The organism is Salipiger sp. ABF4_146 (genome assembly GCF_056161345.1).
This window is the reverse complement of sequence record NZ_JBSWYX010000002.1, coordinates 160,388-174,923: the sequence shown is the minus strand read 5'-3', so window position 1 is coordinate 174,923 and position 14,536 is coordinate 160,388. Positions and strand designations below refer to the sequence as shown.

Below are 14,536 nucleotides of genomic sequence, written 5' to 3'. Positions count from 1 at the left end.
GCCGGCAGGGGCGCCTTTTTGCGTTTCCAGAGGGAGGCCGCGCGGGGTGACGAATTCGTCATGATGCATATAAATTTTGGCCGCGGTGGCAAAGCGGTGTAAATTGCGGCTGCCTGTCTTGGGAGAAAGCCTATGTCGCGTCCGCACAAACATCCGCGTCGCCCTGCCTTGCTTGGCCAGATGTCTGGCCTGATGTCTGCCCTGATGTCTTGCCTGATCGCCGCGGTGCTGTTGCTCGGGCCCGGCGATGCGAGCGCGCAAATGTCCGGCCACGGCTCTGGCATGATGCACGGCCACGGCGCCGATGGCACCGGCCATGACGAGGCCACCATGCCCGGCCTGCGCGGTCTTAATGTCACGCCCGCGGAGAGCGCCGAGATGGCCACGATGTTCCGCAATTTCCCGACCTTCTCGCGCGAGGTTACCAATCTGCCGAACGGCATCCGAACGGTGACCCGCTCTTCCGATCCCGAGGTCATGGCCGCGCTCGTCAGCCATGTCACCGGGATGATCGCCCGGGTCGAGGCGGGTGATGATCCCAAGGTCTTCATCCAGAGTCCGACGCTCGACATCTTCTTTGCCCGACCAGAGGCGATCGACACGCAGATCGAGGTTACCGACGCCGGGATCATCGTCACCCAGACCTCCGACGCGCCGCAGATGGTCAGGGCGCTGCAGACCCATGCTGCCGAGGTCTCTGACATGGCCGCGCGCGGCATGCATGCGGTGCACCAGCGGATGATGCATCAGGGTGGCTGAGCCGCGGCGGCAGACCCCACGCAAAAGGGCCGGGGTGATCGCCACCCCGGCCCTTCATTGTACCTAACATACGCGATCCCGCCCCTTGCCGCCTTAGCGGCGCGGGGCAGGGGCGCGGCGGTTTATCCCAGCGCCTCGTCACAGCGCGCGCAGGTCGCAGAATGGCTGTGCGTCCCGACGTCGGGCAGGATCTTCCAGCAGCGCTGGCACTTCTGGCCCTCGGCCTTTTCAAACACCACGCCGACATTCGCCACTTCCGCCATGCGGAAGGCTTCGGCCGGGGCCGGATCGGCGGTCAGCCAGACCCCGGAGGTGATGCAGATGTCTTCAAACGCGACGGTCTTCAGCGCCTCGAGCATCTCGGCGTCCTCGACGTGCACGATCGGTGCGGCCTCGAGCGAAGCGCCGATCACCTTCTCGGTGCGCTGCAGTTCCAGCGCCGCGGTCACCGCACGGCGGGCCTGACGCACCTTGCCCCACTTCTCGGCCAGCGCGGCATCGCGCCAGTTGTCGGGGGTGTCGGGGAAGTCCTGCAGGTGCACCGAGCTTTGCGCGCCCGGGAAACGGTCGAGCCAGACGTCTTCCATGGTAAAGCACAGCACCGGCGCCAGCCAGGTGGTCAGGCGGTGGAACAGCAGGTCCATGACCGTGCGCGCGGCGCGGCGACGGGCAGTGTCGCCGTCGCAGTAGAGCGCGTCCTTGCGGATGTCGAAGTAGAACGCCGACAGGTCCACGGTGCAGAAGGTGAAGACCTGCTGGAACACGTGCTGGAAGTCGTAGGCGCGATAGCCCTCGCGCACCACCGTGTCGAGCTCGGCAAGGCGGTGCAGCACCCAGCGCTCAAGCTCGGGCATGTCGGCGGGATCGACGCGGTCGCTTTCCTCGAAGTGCCCCAGCGCGCCCAGCATGAACCGCATGGTGTTGCGCAGGCGGCGGTAGCTGTCGGCCACGCCCTTGAGGATCTCCGGCCCGATGCGCTGGTCAGCGGTGTAATCGGTCTGCGCGACCCACAGGCGCAGCACGTCGGCGCCGTATTGCTTCACCACTTCGGCGGGCACGATGGTGTTGCCGAGCGATTTGGACATCTTGTTGCCCTTCTCGTCCAGCGTGAAGCCATGGGTGACCACATTGCGATAGGGCGCGTGGCCCGTGGTGCCGACCGATTGCAGCAGCGAGCTGTGGAACCAGCCGCGGTGCTGGTCGGTGCCTTCCATGTAGACGTCGGCGATGCCGTCCTTGGTGCCGTCTTCGCGGTCGCGCAGCACGAAGGCGTGGGTCGAGCCGCTGTCGAACCACACGTCGAGCACATCATAGACCTGCTCCCATTCGTCGGCGTTATACTCTGCACCAAGGAACCGCTGCTTGGCGCCATCGGCATACCAGCAGTCGGCGCCTTCGGTCTCGAAGGCCTCGCAGATGCGCGCGTTGACCGCCGGGTCCCGCAGCAGGAAGCCCTCGTCGGTGGGCAGCGCGCCCTTGCGGGTAAAGCAGGTCAGCGGCACGCCCCACGCGCGCTGGCGCGACAGCACCCAGTCGGGGCGGGCTTCCATCATCGAGTGCAGGCGGTTGCGGCCCGATTGCGGCGTCCATTTCACCTGATCGATGCAGGTCAGGGCGCGGTCGCGGATGGTCTTGCCGTTCTCGTCCTGCCCATCGTTCACGTCGCGATCGATGGCGGCGAACCACTGCGGCGTGTTGCGGAAGATCACCGGCGCCTTGGAGCGCCAACTGTGCGGGTAGGAGTGGCTGACACGGCCACGCGCGATGATGCCGCCAGCCTCGACCAGCTTGGCGATCACGGTGGTGTTGGCCTTGCCTTCCTTGCCCTTCTGATCGAACACGCGCAGCCCGGCGAAGAACGGCACATGCGGCAGGAACTCGGACTCCTCGCCCACGTTGTGGGTCATCCGGTCGATCCAGTTGCGCTTGACGAAGCACTCGTAGTCGTCGGCGCCGTGGCTGGGCGCGGTGTGCACGAAGCCGGTGCCCGCGTCGTCGGTGACGTGGTCGCCGTCGATCATCGGCACGTCGTAATCCCAGAAGCCATCCGCACCTTCGGCCCCGCGCAGCGGGTGGGCGAGCGTGAGGCCCGACAGCTCATCAGCCGAGACGCCGCGCTTGCGCGAGACCATATCGGGCTCGAGACGGGCGGCCTTGAACACGTCGCCGGCCAGCTTGTCGGCCACCACGTAAAGATCGCCGACCGAGCACCAGCATTCCTCGGGGGTGCCGGTGACCTCGTAGAGCCCGTACTCGATGTCGGGGTGATAGGCGACGGCCTTGTTCGACGGGATGGTCCACGGCGTGGTGGTCCAGATCACCACGCGGGCGTGCTGCAGGTCCTGCGCCAGAAGTTCGGTGTCGGCTCCGGCGTAGTCGTCATCCTCGCCCTGCGGCAGCGCCATGTGGCCGCCCGAGACGATGCTGAACGGCACCCAGATCGTGTGCGATTTGTGGTCGTGATACTCGATCTCGGCCTCGGCCAGCGCGGTCTTCTCGACCGGCGACCACATGACCGGCTTCGAGCCCTGATAGAGCGTGCCGTTCATCAGGAACTTCTGGAATTCTTCCGCGATCACCCGCTCGGCGTGGAACGCCATGGTGAGATAGGGATCGTCCCAGTTGCCGGTGATGCCAAGGCGCTTGAACTCGTCGCGCTGGATGTCGACCCAGCCTTCGGCGAACTTGCGGCATTCCTGCCGGAAGTCGATGACCGGAACCTCGTCCTTGTTCTTGCCCTTCTTGCGGTACTGCTCTTCGATCTTCCATTCGATCGGCAGGCCGTGGCAGTCCCAGCCCGGCACGTAGCGCGCATCATGGCCCATCATCTGGTGGCTGCGCACGATCATGTCCTTGATCGTCTTGTTCAGCGCGTGGCCGATGTGCAGGTGGCCGTTGGCGTAGGGCGGGCCGTCGTGCAGCGTGAAGGGCGTGCGGCTGCCGTCTTCGGCTTTGTCGCGAAGGCGGTCGTAGATGCCGATTTTCGCCCAACGGTCGAGCCATTCCGGCTCGCGCTTGGGCAGGCCCGCACGCATCGGGAACTCGGTCTTCGGAAGGTTCAGCGTGTCCTTGTAGTCAGGCGTCTGGGTGGTTGTGTCGGCGCACATGTTCTGCGGTCCCGGAAGTTATGTCGGATGTCTGAGAAAGATCGGCGCGGCGGTCCATACGCCTTGTCCCGGCGGCTCTATTGGTCAGAGCGCCGGGCATGTAATTCGAATGATGATCGCATTGCGGGGCATCATGGGCGCCTTATAGGCGTCCGACTCGCGATGGTCCAGTGGTTGCGCGCCTGCGGATGTGCCGGGCGGTATGGGCGGAAATCCCCCCGTGACGCTGCGGCAATCCGGCGTTCTGCCGCCAGCGCCGGGGACGGCTGGCGGGGATCGGCCAATGCATGGCGGGCGATGTGGCGGCAGGGCGCCGGAATCCGCGATCACACAAGAAGTGAGGCGCTCGGCCCGGCGAAATGGGGTTTCTACGGGCAACCGCAGCGCGGGCCGGGCTACTGCCATCTCACAGAGTTCCGAGCCGCCGCATGCCCAACGACCCCATGGAGACTTCATGGCCTATCGTGACGACAAGCTGCCGCAGGGCAGCCCCTTCGGCTCGACCCTCAGGGCGGAGCCGACACTGCGTATCGCAGAGCCGCCGCAAACCGGCGCCTTCGGCAATTTCGCCGGCGGGCTGCTGGTGGCGGTGCTGCTTGCCCTCGGCCTGATGGTCGGGATCGGAACCCTGAGCGTGCGCGGGGATGGGGACCTCCCCGCCGCTGCGCCGGGGGACGAAGCCCTGCGCTTCGTTCCGGGAGGGGATGGCGGATCGGAGAGCGCCGCCCCTCGTGTGGCGCCGGCCTATTGAGGCTGGCGTTGTGTACCCCTCGTCCTGCCGCACGGGACCCGCTATCACTCACGGATGGTACGGGCGGGGGTGTCCTCCCATGAATTGGCCTGCGTAACGGGGCCTGCTCAGGCCAGTGCCGCCGGGGATCGGTCCCGAGACCCCGCGCGGTGCTGGCCAACCCTCTCGGCGCAGTCTCCCCCCGCGATCCAGCAAGTCCGCGCTCACAGCGCGAAGAGCCGCCCGACGACGAAGGCGATGCCCGCAGCGACGCCGCCGATGGCCAGCGTCTCCAGCCCAGAGCGCCACCATGGGCTAAGCGACCAGCGGCTCTTGTAGGCGCCGATGGCAAAGAAACAGGCCAGCGTCAGCACCGTTGTCACCATCAGCGCGTTTTCCAGCGCCAGCACGAAGGGCAGCAGCGGCACCAGCCCGGCGGCGAGGAAAGCGCCGAAGGTGGCGAGCGCCGCGCGCATCGGCTTGGGGTCCACCGCCGACAGCCCGTGGTCCCCGGCCAGAAGCTGCGTGCACCAATGCTCGGGGTTCTGGGCGATCTGATCGGTGGCAGCCTCCAGTACCTCGCCCGATAGGCCCTGCCGCGCCAGTTGCGCGCGCAGGTCGCGGCGGGCGGTTTCGGGGGCGCTGTCGATACGGGCGCATTCGGCCTGCCGCAACCTGTGCAGATCGTCGAGTTCTGCCTTGGTGCCCGAGTAATTGCCCGCCGCCATGGAAAACCCGTCGGCCAGCACATTGGCAAAGCCGAGCGCGAGGATGATGAACGGCGACAGCTCGGCCCCGGCCACCCCGGCGACGATGGCAAAGGTGGTCACCGACCCGTCGATGGCGCCATAGACGATGTCGCGCAGGCGGCCATGGCCATCGGGCTGTGGCAGGTCGGCGGGTGTGTCGGGCTGGCGGGTCATGCGGCTGGCTCCTGCTTGCGGGCACAAAGTGACCTTGCCGCAGGGCGCGTGCCTTGTCCTCAATCAAACTGCCCTCAATCAACTTGGCCCTTGATCAAACGGGCCGGTCATCTTGAGGTCGTGAAATCCGGTTATCAGCCCTTGCCGGCGTCCTTCACCACCAGCCCCGCCAGCGCGGTGCGGATGATCTCGCGCACAGAGGGGCGCTTGCGCCGGGTGAAGGGCAGGGGCCGGCAGACCTCGATCGCGGCTACCCCCACGCGCACGGTCAGCGCGCCGTTCACCATGCCCTCGCCAAAGCGGCGCGACAGCTTGCCGAGCAGACCGCCCCCCAGAACCGGCTCGAGCATGTCATCGCCCACCGCCACGGCGCCGGTGGCCACCAAATGCGACATCACCGCCCGTGTCAGCCGCCAGCTGCCCAGCGTGCCCGAGCGACCGCCGTAGATCTCGGCGATGCGGCGGATCATGCGGATGTTGGACGACAGCGCGGCGATCACGTCAGCCAAGGCCAGCGGCACCAGCGCCGTCACCGTCGCCACCTGCCGGGCCGCCGCCTCGACCTCGCGCCGGGCGGCTCGATCGAGCGGCTCCAGCAGTTCGGTCTCGGCCAACCCGATCAGCCCGGAGGCGTCGAACACCTCTTCGCCGCGCTCCTTGAGCCGCTGGCGGCCCCAGCGCGTGTCCTCGCGCCCGGCGTAGAGCGACGACAGATCGCCCACCAGCTTGCGCGCCGCCTTGAGGTCTTCGGCGGCAAGCGCGGCATCGGCGGCACGGTGCAGCGCGTCGACCTTGGCCAGCCGCGAGATCGCCGCCAGTTCCTTCACCACGATCGCCAGTGCCACCAGCACGAAGAGCGCGATCAGCACTGTCACCGCCAGCCCCAGCAACGGCACCGAGGCGATGAGGTTCATAACGAAACGCCATGCGGCGATCGAGATGAGGGTGGTCAGCAACGCGCCCGCCAGCGCCCAGAACCAGCGCGCCAGCTTCGACGGGCGCCGCGCGGCCAGCGCTGCGGCGGTGGTCATCGCCTGTCCTTGCGGGCCGGGCAGATCGGGCTCGGGCACCGGCGGTGCCTCGGACGGGCTGGCCACCGGCCCTTGGTCCTCGTCGAGATCGAACAGGATCGGACCCTGACGCGCAGGTTTGTTCGGGGGCAGATCGCTCATCCGCGGGCCTCCATGCTGGGGGAGGCGGCGGCCTCCCAGACGTAGAAAAGATCGGGCAGGCCTTCGTCGTTGGCCGACCCGTCGCCGCGCTTCGCCACGGCGAAGCCGGCACGCTCGTAGAAGCGCCGGGCCCGGGTGTTGGCGACAAAGGTCCAAAGCTCCAGCCGGTCTGCCGCGCGCTTGGCGGCGTCCAGCAGCGCCCGACCAACGCCGCGTCCCTGCGCCTCTGGCGTGACGAAGAGCGCATGCACATAGCCCTGCTCGCGGGCGAGGAACCCCATCAACTGTCCGCTCTCGGCCTCTGCCACGGTCACCCAGCCGCGCTCGATCATCTGCCCGGCATGGGCGATGTCCTCGGCGGCGCTGTGCAGCACCGGCTTCCAAGCGTGTGCGGCCACCGCATCGCTGATCATTGCGCCAAGCTGGCCTGCGTCGGTGGACCGCGCGGCGCGCAGGGTCGGGGTTTGCCCGCTCACAGCCGGTCCCCGAACAGGAACTGCGCCGCCCGGTCGAGGCGGATGTGCGGCGGGCCCTCACCGGGTTTCAGCGTCAGCGGGGCGGGGGCGAAGCGCATGATCTCGTAGTCGTCGCCGAGCCAGCTTTGCGCGCCTTCGCGCGCTGGGGTCAGCAGATGTGCCGGGTCCTCGGGCAGCGCGCCGGGGTAGAAGGCGGCCTGCCGCCCGCGCGTGCCGTCGGCGTTCAGCAGCGTGCCGCGCACGCAGTCGAGCTCGCGGCCCTCGTGCGGCAGCGTCTGCTCCACGGTTGCGCGCAGCGCCGCCATCGACATCGCCGAGGTCTCGGCCCCGGCAAAACGCGCGCGGTCGCGGGCCTCGCGGGTCAGCGCCTCCATGATCGCCGACAGGCGCCCGTGCTGGCTGTGATGCAGGTGGTCGGCCTTGGTGGCGGCAAAGAGGATCTTCTCCACCCGCCGCCCGCGCAGCAGCTGCGCCAGCCAAGCGTTCGACCCGGGCCGGAAGGCGCCGAGAATGCCCGCCATCGTGCGCCGCAGATCCTCCAGCGCCTGCGGTCCGGCGTGGATCGCGCCAAGTGCGTCGACCAGAACGATCTGCCGGTCGATGCGGGAGAAGTGATCGCGGAAGAACGGTTTGACGATCTGCGCCTTGTAGGCTTCGAACCGCCGCTCCATCTCGCGCCAGAGACCGCGCCGGGCGGGGCTCTCGGGTTTCGGCATCGGCGCGAAGGTCAGCGCCGGGCTGCCCTCCTTCTCGCCGGGCAGCAGAAAGCGCCCCGGTGTGCAGTCCGAGAACCCGGCCTCGCGGGCGGTGTTCAGCGCCTCGGTGAACGCCGCTGCAAGGGCTTTGGCCTTGGGCTCGGAGAACTCCTCGTTGGGATCGACGCCGCCGATCAGCGCAAGGAACGGCTCGGCGCCCGGGCGCTGCGGCAGCCGTTTCAGCGTCGCCTCGGTCCATTGCTCGAAACTCTGCTCGAGCAGCGACAGGTCGAGCAGCCATTCGCCGGGGTAGTCGACGATATCGAGATGGATCGTCCGCGGCCCCTGCAGCCCCGCGAGCATGCCCGTCGGCCGCACCTTCAACGACAGCCGCAGTTCCGAGACGGCGCGGGTGCTCTCGGGCCAATGCGGCGCGCGGGCGGTGAGCGCGGCGAGATGGGTCTCGTAGTCGAACCGCGGCACCGTGTCGTCGGGCTGCGGCTGCAGGTAGGCGGCCAGAATGCGCGCCTCGGCCTCTGCGGCAAGCTGTGGCATCCGCCCGCGGTCGAGCAGATTGGCCACCAGCGAGGTGATGAAGACGGTCTTGCCAGCGCGCGACAGCCCGGTGACACCAAGGCGGATCACCGGTTCGAAGAAGGTTTCAGACAGCGTGTCGGTGACGTTGCCGACGCCGCGGGTGAGCGTGTCGGCGATGGTTCCGATGACCAAGGTAAAGCCCCTCGTTCTGCGTTTGATGTTAGAGATAGAGGCGCAGAGGCCGGGTTGCCAGTGTGCAGCACATCGTCGCGGGCACGGCCGCAGCCGCGCGGCCTGCGGGACGGCTTGTGCGGGAGGGGGCGCTGCCCCCTCGGCGCGGCGCGCCTCACCCCCGGGATATTTACGTCTAGACGAAGGGCAGGCGTGTCGCGGGGATTGATGGCTGCGCGGGGGCGGGGTAAGGGGCGGGCCATGCCCAGATACGCGCTTTTGGTGGAATATGACGGCGGCCCCTTCGCGGGCTGGCAACGACAGGCGGATCAGCCCTCGGTGCAGGGCGCGATCGAGGCTGCGCTCGGCAAACTCGAGAAACGCGCGCACACCATTGCCGCCGCCGGACGCACCGATGCCGGGGTGCATGCCCGCGGGCAGGTGGCGCATTGCGACATGGACAAGACGTGGGATCCGTTCCGCCTCGGCGAAGCGCTCAATTTCCATCTCAAGCCCGCGCCGGTCGCCATCCGCGCCTGCGCCGCGGTGAGCGATGACTGGCACGCAAGGTTCTCGGCCACGGAGCGGCGCTATCTGTTTCGCGTGCTTGTGCGCCGCGCGCCTGCCACCTTGGAGAAAGGGCAGGTCTGGCGGGTGATGCAGCCGCTCTCGCTCGACGCGATGCGCGCCGGGGCGGCGCATCTTGTCGGCCTGCATGATTTCACCACCTTCCGCTCGACCATGTGTCAGGCCGCCTCGCCGGTGAAAACGCTGGACGACTGCCGGATCGAGCAGGTCGAGACCGGCGCGGGCACCGAGTACCACTTCCATCTGCGCGCGCGCAGCTTTCTGCACAATCAGGTGCGTTCGATCGTCGGCACGCTGGAACGGGTCGGCGCGGGCAGCTGGCACCCGGACGATGTGAAGGCCGCGCTGCAGGCCGCCGACCGCGCCGCCTGCGGGCCGGTGTGCCCGCCGGACGGGCTCTACCTGATGGCGGTCGGCTACCCGGACGCTCCCTTCGCCGAGTGAGGCCGCGCATGGTGCTTGATTTACGCCGCGAAACCCGGCAAGAGCAGCGCCATGACGCAAGTGATCCGAATCCGACGAGCCTGAGCTCCTCTCTCCGTGCCCAATCGAGGCGCGTCGCATCCGCTTGCCGTCACCCATCCCCTTTGAAAACTTGACTTGGCCCCGGGCCCTTGGCACCAATCGGGCCTCATTGCAGAGGAAGACCCAATGATCCCCTCCGTCCTGCCGACCTATTCGCGCGCGCCGCTTCACTTCGTGAAGGGCGAAGGCTGCTGGCTGATCGAGGAGGACGGGCGCCGATTTCTCGACATGGGCAGCGGCATCGCGGTGAACGCGCTTGGCCATGCGCATCCGGCGCTGGTGGCGGCGCTGACCGAGCAGGCGAACAACCTTTGGCATGTGTCGAACCTCTACGAGATCCCGCAGCAGCAGGCGCTGGCCGACAAGCTGGTGGCCGCGACCTTCGCGGACACGGTGTTCTTCACCAACTCCGGCACCGAAAGCTGCGAGCTGGCGGTGAAGATGGCGCGCAAGTACTGGTACGAAAAGGGCCAGCCCGAGAAGACCGACATCATTGCCTTCACCGGCTCGTTCCATGGCCGCTCGTCCGCCGGCATCGCCGCGGCGGGCACCGAGAAGATGGTCAAGGGCTTCGGGCCGATCCTGCCGGGCTTCAAGCATCTGCCCTTCGGAGACATGGCGGCGCTGGAGGCGGCGATCGATGAGACCACAGGCGCCATCCTGATCGAACCGGTGCAGGGCGAGGGCGGCATCCGCCCGCTGCCCGACGATCAGATGAAGGCGCTGCGGGCGCTCTGCGACGACAAGAACATCCTGCTGATCCTCGACGAAGTGCAATGCGGCATGGGCCGGACGGGGCGGCTGTTTGCCCATGAATACGCCGGTATCATCCCCGACATCATGATGGTCGCCAAGGGCATCGGCGGCGGCTTCCCGCTGGGCGCCGTGCTGGCCACCGAAGAGGCCGCCTCGGGCATGACCGCGGGCACCCATGGCTCCACCTATGGCGGCAACCCGCTGGCCTGCGCCGTCGGCGGCGCGGTGATGGACGCGATTTGCGCCGAGGGCTTTCTCGACGAGGTGAGCCGCAAGGCCGGGCTGATGCGGCAAAAGCTCGAAGGCCTTGTCGCCGCCCATCCCGACGTCTTTGAAGAGGTGCGCGGACAGGGGCTGATGATCGGCATCAAGACCAAGGTGGCGCCGGGCGATTTCGTCAAGGCGGGCTACGACAACGAACTGATCACCGTGCCCGCCGCCGACAACATCGTGCGCCTGCTGCCGCCGCTCAACATTTCCGAGGAGGAGATCGCCGAGGCGGTCGCCCGTCTGGACGCAACCGCCACCGCTCTGGAGGCCGCCGCCTGAGCTTCGTCTAGAGACAAATATCCCGGGGGTCTCCGCCGCAAGGCGGGCGGGGGCAGCGCCCCCATCTCCCGGCCCAACAACAAAGACCCGACAGATGAACCATTTTCTCGATATTCACAAAACCGACCCGGCGGACCTGCGGGGGATCATCGACAGCGCCAAGGCGATCAAGCAAAGCCGCAACGGGCGTCCCAAGGCGATGGCCGATGACGAAACCCCGCTCAACGGCCGCATGGTGGCGCTGATCTTCGAGAAGCCCTCGACCCGAACCCGCGTCTCTTTCGACGTCGGCGTGCGCCAGATGGGCGGGCAGAGCATGGTGCTGTCGGGCAGCGACATGCAGCTTGGCCATGGCGAGACCATCGCCGACACCGCTCGGGTGCTGTCGCGCTTTGTCGACATGATCATGATCCGCACCTTCGACGAGGCGGTGCTGACCGAGATGGCCGAGTTCGCCACGGTGCCGGTGATCAATGGTCTGACCGACCGCACCCACCCGTGCCAGATCATGGCCGACATCCTGACCTTCGAAGAACACCGCGGCCCGATCAAGGGCAAGAAGGTGGTCTGGTGCGGCGATGGCAACAACGTCTGCTCGTCTTTCCTGCACGCGGCCGGGCGGTTCGGCTTCGACCTGACCTTCACCGGCCCGGTGCAACTCGACCCCGAGATGGAATTCGTCGGCCTCGCGCGCAACGAAGGCGCGAGCGTGACCATCGAGCGCGACCCCTACAAGGCGGTCGAGGGCGCAGACCTTGTGGTCGCCGATACATGGGTGTCGATGCATGACGCGCAGAGCGCCAAGGAGCGCCGTCACAACATGCTGCGGCCCTATCAGGTGAACGAGAAGCTGATGGAGGCTGCCGGCAAGGACGCGCTCTTCATGCACTGCCTGCCGGCGCACCGCGGCGAGGAGGTCACCTCGGAAGTGATGGACGGGCCGCAGTCGGTGATCTGGGATGAGGCCGAGAACCGGCTGCACGCGCAGAAGGCGATCATGCGCTGGTGCCTCGGCGCCTGAACCGGGCTCTTGGCCCCGAAGGCGCCGCCGCCCCGCGTGCGGTGTAGGTTGGGCGTATTTTCAAAGAGAAGAAGCCGGGCGGCAGCGCCCGGTTTTTTGCTTTTCCGGGGGTGGCACATCCCATGCACAAAACGTGCACAGCGCGTGTGCATCCTGTGCGTGGGTGGCGGCTTGCGTCGGGGGCTGTTATCGCTACCTTCCGCGGCAAAACGAAAAAGGAGTCCGTCATGGCTGAACCGCAGATCGGCATTTATGGCCTGGGTACGATGGGGGCCGCGCTGGCGCTCAACATGGCCGACAACGGCATCGACATCGCGGTGTCGAACCGCAGCCCCGAGCCCATCGCCGCTTTCATGACCCGGGCCGAGCCCTTCGCTGCGCATGTGACTGCGCTGGACACGCTGGAGGCGCTGATCGCGGCGCTGCCGAAACCGCGGCTGCTGCTGGCTATGATCCCCTCGACGGCCCCGATGGACGCGTTTCTGACCGATGTGATCCCGTTGCTGGATGCGGGCGACACGGTGATCGACGCGGGCAACGCCGATTTCCATTCCACCCGCGCGCGCGCGGCGCAACTGGCCGAGCATGGGCTGCATTTCGTCGGCCTTGGCGTCTCGGGCGGGGAGGACGGCGCGCGGCACGGGCCGTCGATGATGTTCGGCGGCGCCGAGGACAGCTGGGTTGGCCTGAAGCCGATCCTGTCGAAGATCGCTGCCCAGTTCGAGGGCGCGCCCTGCGCCGACCGCATGGGCCCCGATGGCGCGGGGCATTTCGTCAAAACCGTGCACAACGGCATCGAATATGCCGACATGCAGATGATCGCCGAGGTCTATGACCTGCTGCGCAATGGCTCTGGCCTGTCGCCCGCCGAGATCGGTGCGCAGTTCAGCCGCTGGAACGAGGGGCCGCTGGAAAGCTATCTGTTCGAAATCACCGGCACCGTGCTGGTCTACGAGGACGCCTTGGGCGACGGGCCGGTGGTGGATGCCATCCTCGACCGGGCCGGTCAGAAGGGCACCGGCCGCTGGACGGCGATCGAGGCGGTGAAGCTTGGCCAGTCGGCGACGATGATCGAAGGCGCGGTCGCCGCCCGCGCATGGTCTGCCGAAAAGCCGCTGCGCGAGGCTGCGGGCGCGGCGCTTGGCAGCGACCGGGCGGCCTTTGCTCCCGATCCCGATGAGCTTCAGGCGGCCCTGCTGGCGGCCCGTATTCTTGAGTACGCGCAGGGGTTCCGGATTCTGGCAGCGGCGTCGGACGCGTATGACTGGCAGCTCGATTATGCCCGTATCGCCGAGATCTGGCGCGCCGGGTGCATCATCCGCGCGCGGCTGCTTGACGATATCGCTGCGGCGTTCCGCGAGGACGCGCCAGAGGGGCAACTGTTCCTCGCCCCGCGCTTTGCCGAGGTCTTCGAGGCGGGTATCCCGGCGCTGCGGCGTCTGGTCTCGCAGGGGATTGCCGCGGGCTATCCGCTGCCGGTGCTGGCCTCTGCGCTGGCGTTCTGGGACACGCTGCGCCAGCCGCGCGGCACCGCAGCGCTGATTCAGGCGCAGCGCGATTTCTTCGGACGCCACGGGTTCGACCGGGTCGACGGCAAGGACGCCCATCACGGGCCGTGGTGGGACTGAGCCGCATCCCGGTCGAGACAGGCACCATCCGCGCGGCCCGTTGCCCGTTGCGGTTTTCGGCCTAGCTTGCTCATGCACGGATCGCGGTCTTGATTTGGCCGCGGTTCCCGCGCAACTATTTTGGCCGAGGCAAACAGAACCGGGCAGGACATAAGGCGGAGCGATGCTGTCGATGAAGTTTGAGCTGCTGGGCGGTCTGGGACTGCTCGGCGCGCTGATCTTGGTCTTTATACAGCCGGGCGCCGTGACCGAGCGCATGGCCCTGAGCGCCACGATCGAAGCGGCGCGCCAGACGGTGTCTTACGACGTCTTCGGCCCGCAGTAGCTGGCTCTGGCGCGGTGCGGTCCGAAGCGCGGAACGTAGACATCCGCACCACCGGCAGGCTGCCCACGGTGCCCGAGTAACGAGGAAAGAGACCATGTTTTCGCGCCCATTGCCGGGGCTGACCGGCCTGCGTGTTGCCTTCTGTGCGGTCCCCGTTCTGCTGTCGGCCTGTGCGGATGCCCCGGCGTCTGGTCCCGCGGCCAGCCCAGCGACCAGCTTCGAGAGCTTCGGGGCCTCCACTGATCTGGCCATCGCCTGTCAGCATCAAGACGCGCTCGCCACGCTGGGCCGAACCGAGGCAGCGCGCGGCGGCAGTACCAGCGCCAGTGAACTGCAGCGGGTCGTCCTGCTGCGGAACGCGGGCCGGACGATCGACGCGGCCAGCGTGCTGCGCGAGCGCAACGCGCGCGATGATGTGACGGTGGACGCGGCGGTGCGCTCGGGCACAGAGGTCGAAGAGGCGCTTGAGCGCATTCGGTCGCAGCGCGCCGCGCGCACTGGCAGCCGCAGCTGCGGCTGAGCCCGCAGCCAAGTCTGCCGCAGACCGGTGGAGTGTGGTATAACCTAGGCAGGG

The 14,536-nt window shown here is 67.7% G+C and carries 13 protein-coding genes; 8 read left to right on the top strand and 5 right to left on the bottom strand.

Going from position 1 to position 14,536, the window contains the following annotated elements; all coding sequences use genetic code 11:
• Positions 1-132: 132 nt before the first annotated feature.
• A complete protein-coding gene (locus ACXAJT_RS03620) occupies positions 133-759 on the top strand; it encodes a hypothetical protein (protein WP_475233120.1) in 627 nt (208 codons plus the stop codon).
• Positions 760-881: 122 nt separating this feature from the next.
• Here ACXAJT_RS03620 and ileS read toward each other — a convergent pair whose 3' ends face one another.
• Entirely contained in the window at positions 882-3,866 is a 2,985-nt protein-coding gene (ileS, locus tag ACXAJT_RS03615) for an isoleucine--tRNA ligase (protein ID WP_475233118.1), read from the bottom strand.
• 454 nt (positions 3,867-4,320) lie between these two features.
• Here ileS and ACXAJT_RS03610 point away from each other — a divergent pair, with 454 nt between their 5' ends.
• A complete protein-coding gene (locus ACXAJT_RS03610) occupies positions 4,321-4,617 on the top strand; it encodes a hypothetical protein (protein WP_475233116.1) in 297 nt (98 codons plus the stop codon).
• Positions 4,618-4,820: 203 nt separating this feature from the next.
• Here the strand turns inward: ACXAJT_RS03610 and ACXAJT_RS03605 are convergent, their stop codons facing one another.
• The 4 genes from ACXAJT_RS03605 to ACXAJT_RS03590 all read right to left on the bottom strand — a co-directional run bounded on the left by ACXAJT_RS03605 (position 4,821) and on the right by ACXAJT_RS03590 (position 8,591).
• Positions 4,821-5,519 (bottom strand): VIT1/CCC1 transporter family protein, encoded by a 699-nt coding sequence (locus ACXAJT_RS03605; RefSeq protein WP_475233114.1) that lies wholly within the window; start codon positions 5,517-5,519, stop codon positions 4,821-4,823.
• A 134-nt stretch (positions 5,520-5,653) separates the two neighbouring features.
• The gene (locus ACXAJT_RS03600) at positions 5,654-6,691 is read right to left on the bottom strand and encodes a YcjF family protein (RefSeq protein WP_475233112.1); all 1,038 of its coding nucleotides are present in this window, start codon (positions 6,689-6,691) and stop codon (positions 5,654-5,656) included.
• Positions 6,688-7,167, bottom strand: coding sequence for an N-acetyltransferase family protein (locus ACXAJT_RS03595; RefSeq protein WP_475233110.1), 480 nt, complete (start codon positions 7,165-7,167; stop codon positions 6,688-6,690). The genes ACXAJT_RS03600 and ACXAJT_RS03595 overlap by 4 nt, the downstream gene beginning before the upstream one ends.
• Positions 7,164-8,591 carry a YcjX family GTP-binding protein gene (locus ACXAJT_RS03590; RefSeq protein ID WP_475233109.1) on the bottom strand — a complete coding sequence of 476 codons (1,428 nt, stop codon included), beginning with the start codon at positions 8,589-8,591 and terminating at the stop codon, positions 7,164-7,166. The genes ACXAJT_RS03595 and ACXAJT_RS03590 overlap by 4 nt, the downstream gene beginning before the upstream one ends.
• A 240-nt stretch (positions 8,592-8,831) precedes the next feature.
• Here ACXAJT_RS03590 and truA point away from each other — a divergent pair, with 240 nt between their 5' ends.
• From truA to ACXAJT_RS03560, 6 genes are all read left to right on the top strand, one after another.
• Complete coding sequence (gene truA / locus ACXAJT_RS03585; protein WP_475233107.1) at positions 8,832-9,602, top strand: tRNA pseudouridine(38-40) synthase TruA; 771 nt, start codon at positions 8,832-8,834, stop codon at positions 9,600-9,602.
• Between the two features lie 207 nt (positions 9,603-9,809).
• Positions 9,810-10,988, top strand: coding sequence for an acetylornithine transaminase (locus ACXAJT_RS03580; RefSeq protein WP_475233105.1), 1,179 nt, complete (start codon positions 9,810-9,812; stop codon positions 10,986-10,988).
• A gap of 94 nt (positions 10,989-11,082) precedes the next feature.
• The gene (gene argF / locus ACXAJT_RS03575; RefSeq protein WP_475233103.1) at positions 11,083-12,009 is read left to right on the top strand and encodes an ornithine carbamoyltransferase; all 927 of its coding nucleotides are present in this window, start codon (positions 11,083-11,085) and stop codon (positions 12,007-12,009) included.
• 227 nt (positions 12,010-12,236) lie between these two features.
• Positions 12,237-13,637 carry an NADP-dependent phosphogluconate dehydrogenase gene (gene gndA, locus ACXAJT_RS03570; RefSeq protein ID WP_475233102.1) on the top strand — a complete coding sequence of 467 codons (1,401 nt, stop codon included), beginning with the start codon at positions 12,237-12,239 and terminating at the stop codon, positions 13,635-13,637.
• A gap of 163 nt (positions 13,638-13,800) precedes the next feature.
• Positions 13,801-13,962: a hypothetical protein gene (locus ACXAJT_RS03565; RefSeq protein WP_475233101.1), complete on the top strand. Its 162-nt coding sequence runs from the start codon at positions 13,801-13,803 to the stop codon at positions 13,960-13,962.
• Between the two features lie 94 nt (positions 13,963-14,056).
• Positions 14,057-14,482, top strand: coding sequence for a hypothetical protein (locus tag ACXAJT_RS03560; RefSeq protein ID WP_475233100.1), 426 nt, complete (start codon positions 14,057-14,059; stop codon positions 14,480-14,482).
• The last annotated feature ends 54 nt before the right edge of the window (positions 14,483-14,536 follow it).

Bases quoted from the DNA above. Each gene is read 5' to 3' on its own strand.
- ACXAJT_RS03620 (WP_475233120.1), top strand. From the start codon at position 133: ATGTCGCGTCCGCACAAACATCCGCGTCGCCCTGCCTTGCTTGGCCAG.
- ileS (WP_475233118.1), bottom strand. From the start codon at position 3,866: ATGTGCGCCGACACAACCACCCAGACGCCTGACTACAAGGACACGCTG.
- ACXAJT_RS03610 (WP_475233116.1), top strand. From the start codon at position 4,321: ATGGCCTATCGTGACGACAAGCTGCCGCAGGGCAGCCCCTTCGGCTCG.
- ACXAJT_RS03605 (WP_475233114.1), bottom strand. From the start codon at position 5,519: ATGACCCGCCAGCCCGACACACCCGCCGACCTGCCACAGCCCGATGGC.
- ACXAJT_RS03600 (WP_475233112.1), bottom strand. From the start codon at position 6,691: ATGAGCGATCTGCCCCCGAACAAACCTGCGCGTCAGGGTCCGATCCTG.
- truA (WP_475233107.1), top strand. From the start codon at position 8,832: ATGCCCAGATACGCGCTTTTGGTGGAATATGACGGCGGCCCCTTCGCG.
- ACXAJT_RS03580 (WP_475233105.1), top strand. From the start codon at position 9,810: ATGATCCCCTCCGTCCTGCCGACCTATTCGCGCGCGCCGCTTCACTTC.
- argF (WP_475233103.1), top strand. From the start codon at position 11,083: ATGAACCATTTTCTCGATATTCACAAAACCGACCCGGCGGACCTGCGG.
- gndA (WP_475233102.1), top strand. From the start codon at position 12,237: ATGGCTGAACCGCAGATCGGCATTTATGGCCTGGGTACGATGGGGGCC.
- ACXAJT_RS03565 (WP_475233101.1), top strand. From the start codon at position 13,801: ATGCTGTCGATGAAGTTTGAGCTGCTGGGCGGTCTGGGACTGCTCGGC.
- ACXAJT_RS03560 (WP_475233100.1), top strand. From the start codon at position 14,057: ATGTTTTCGCGCCCATTGCCGGGGCTGACCGGCCTGCGTGTTGCCTTC.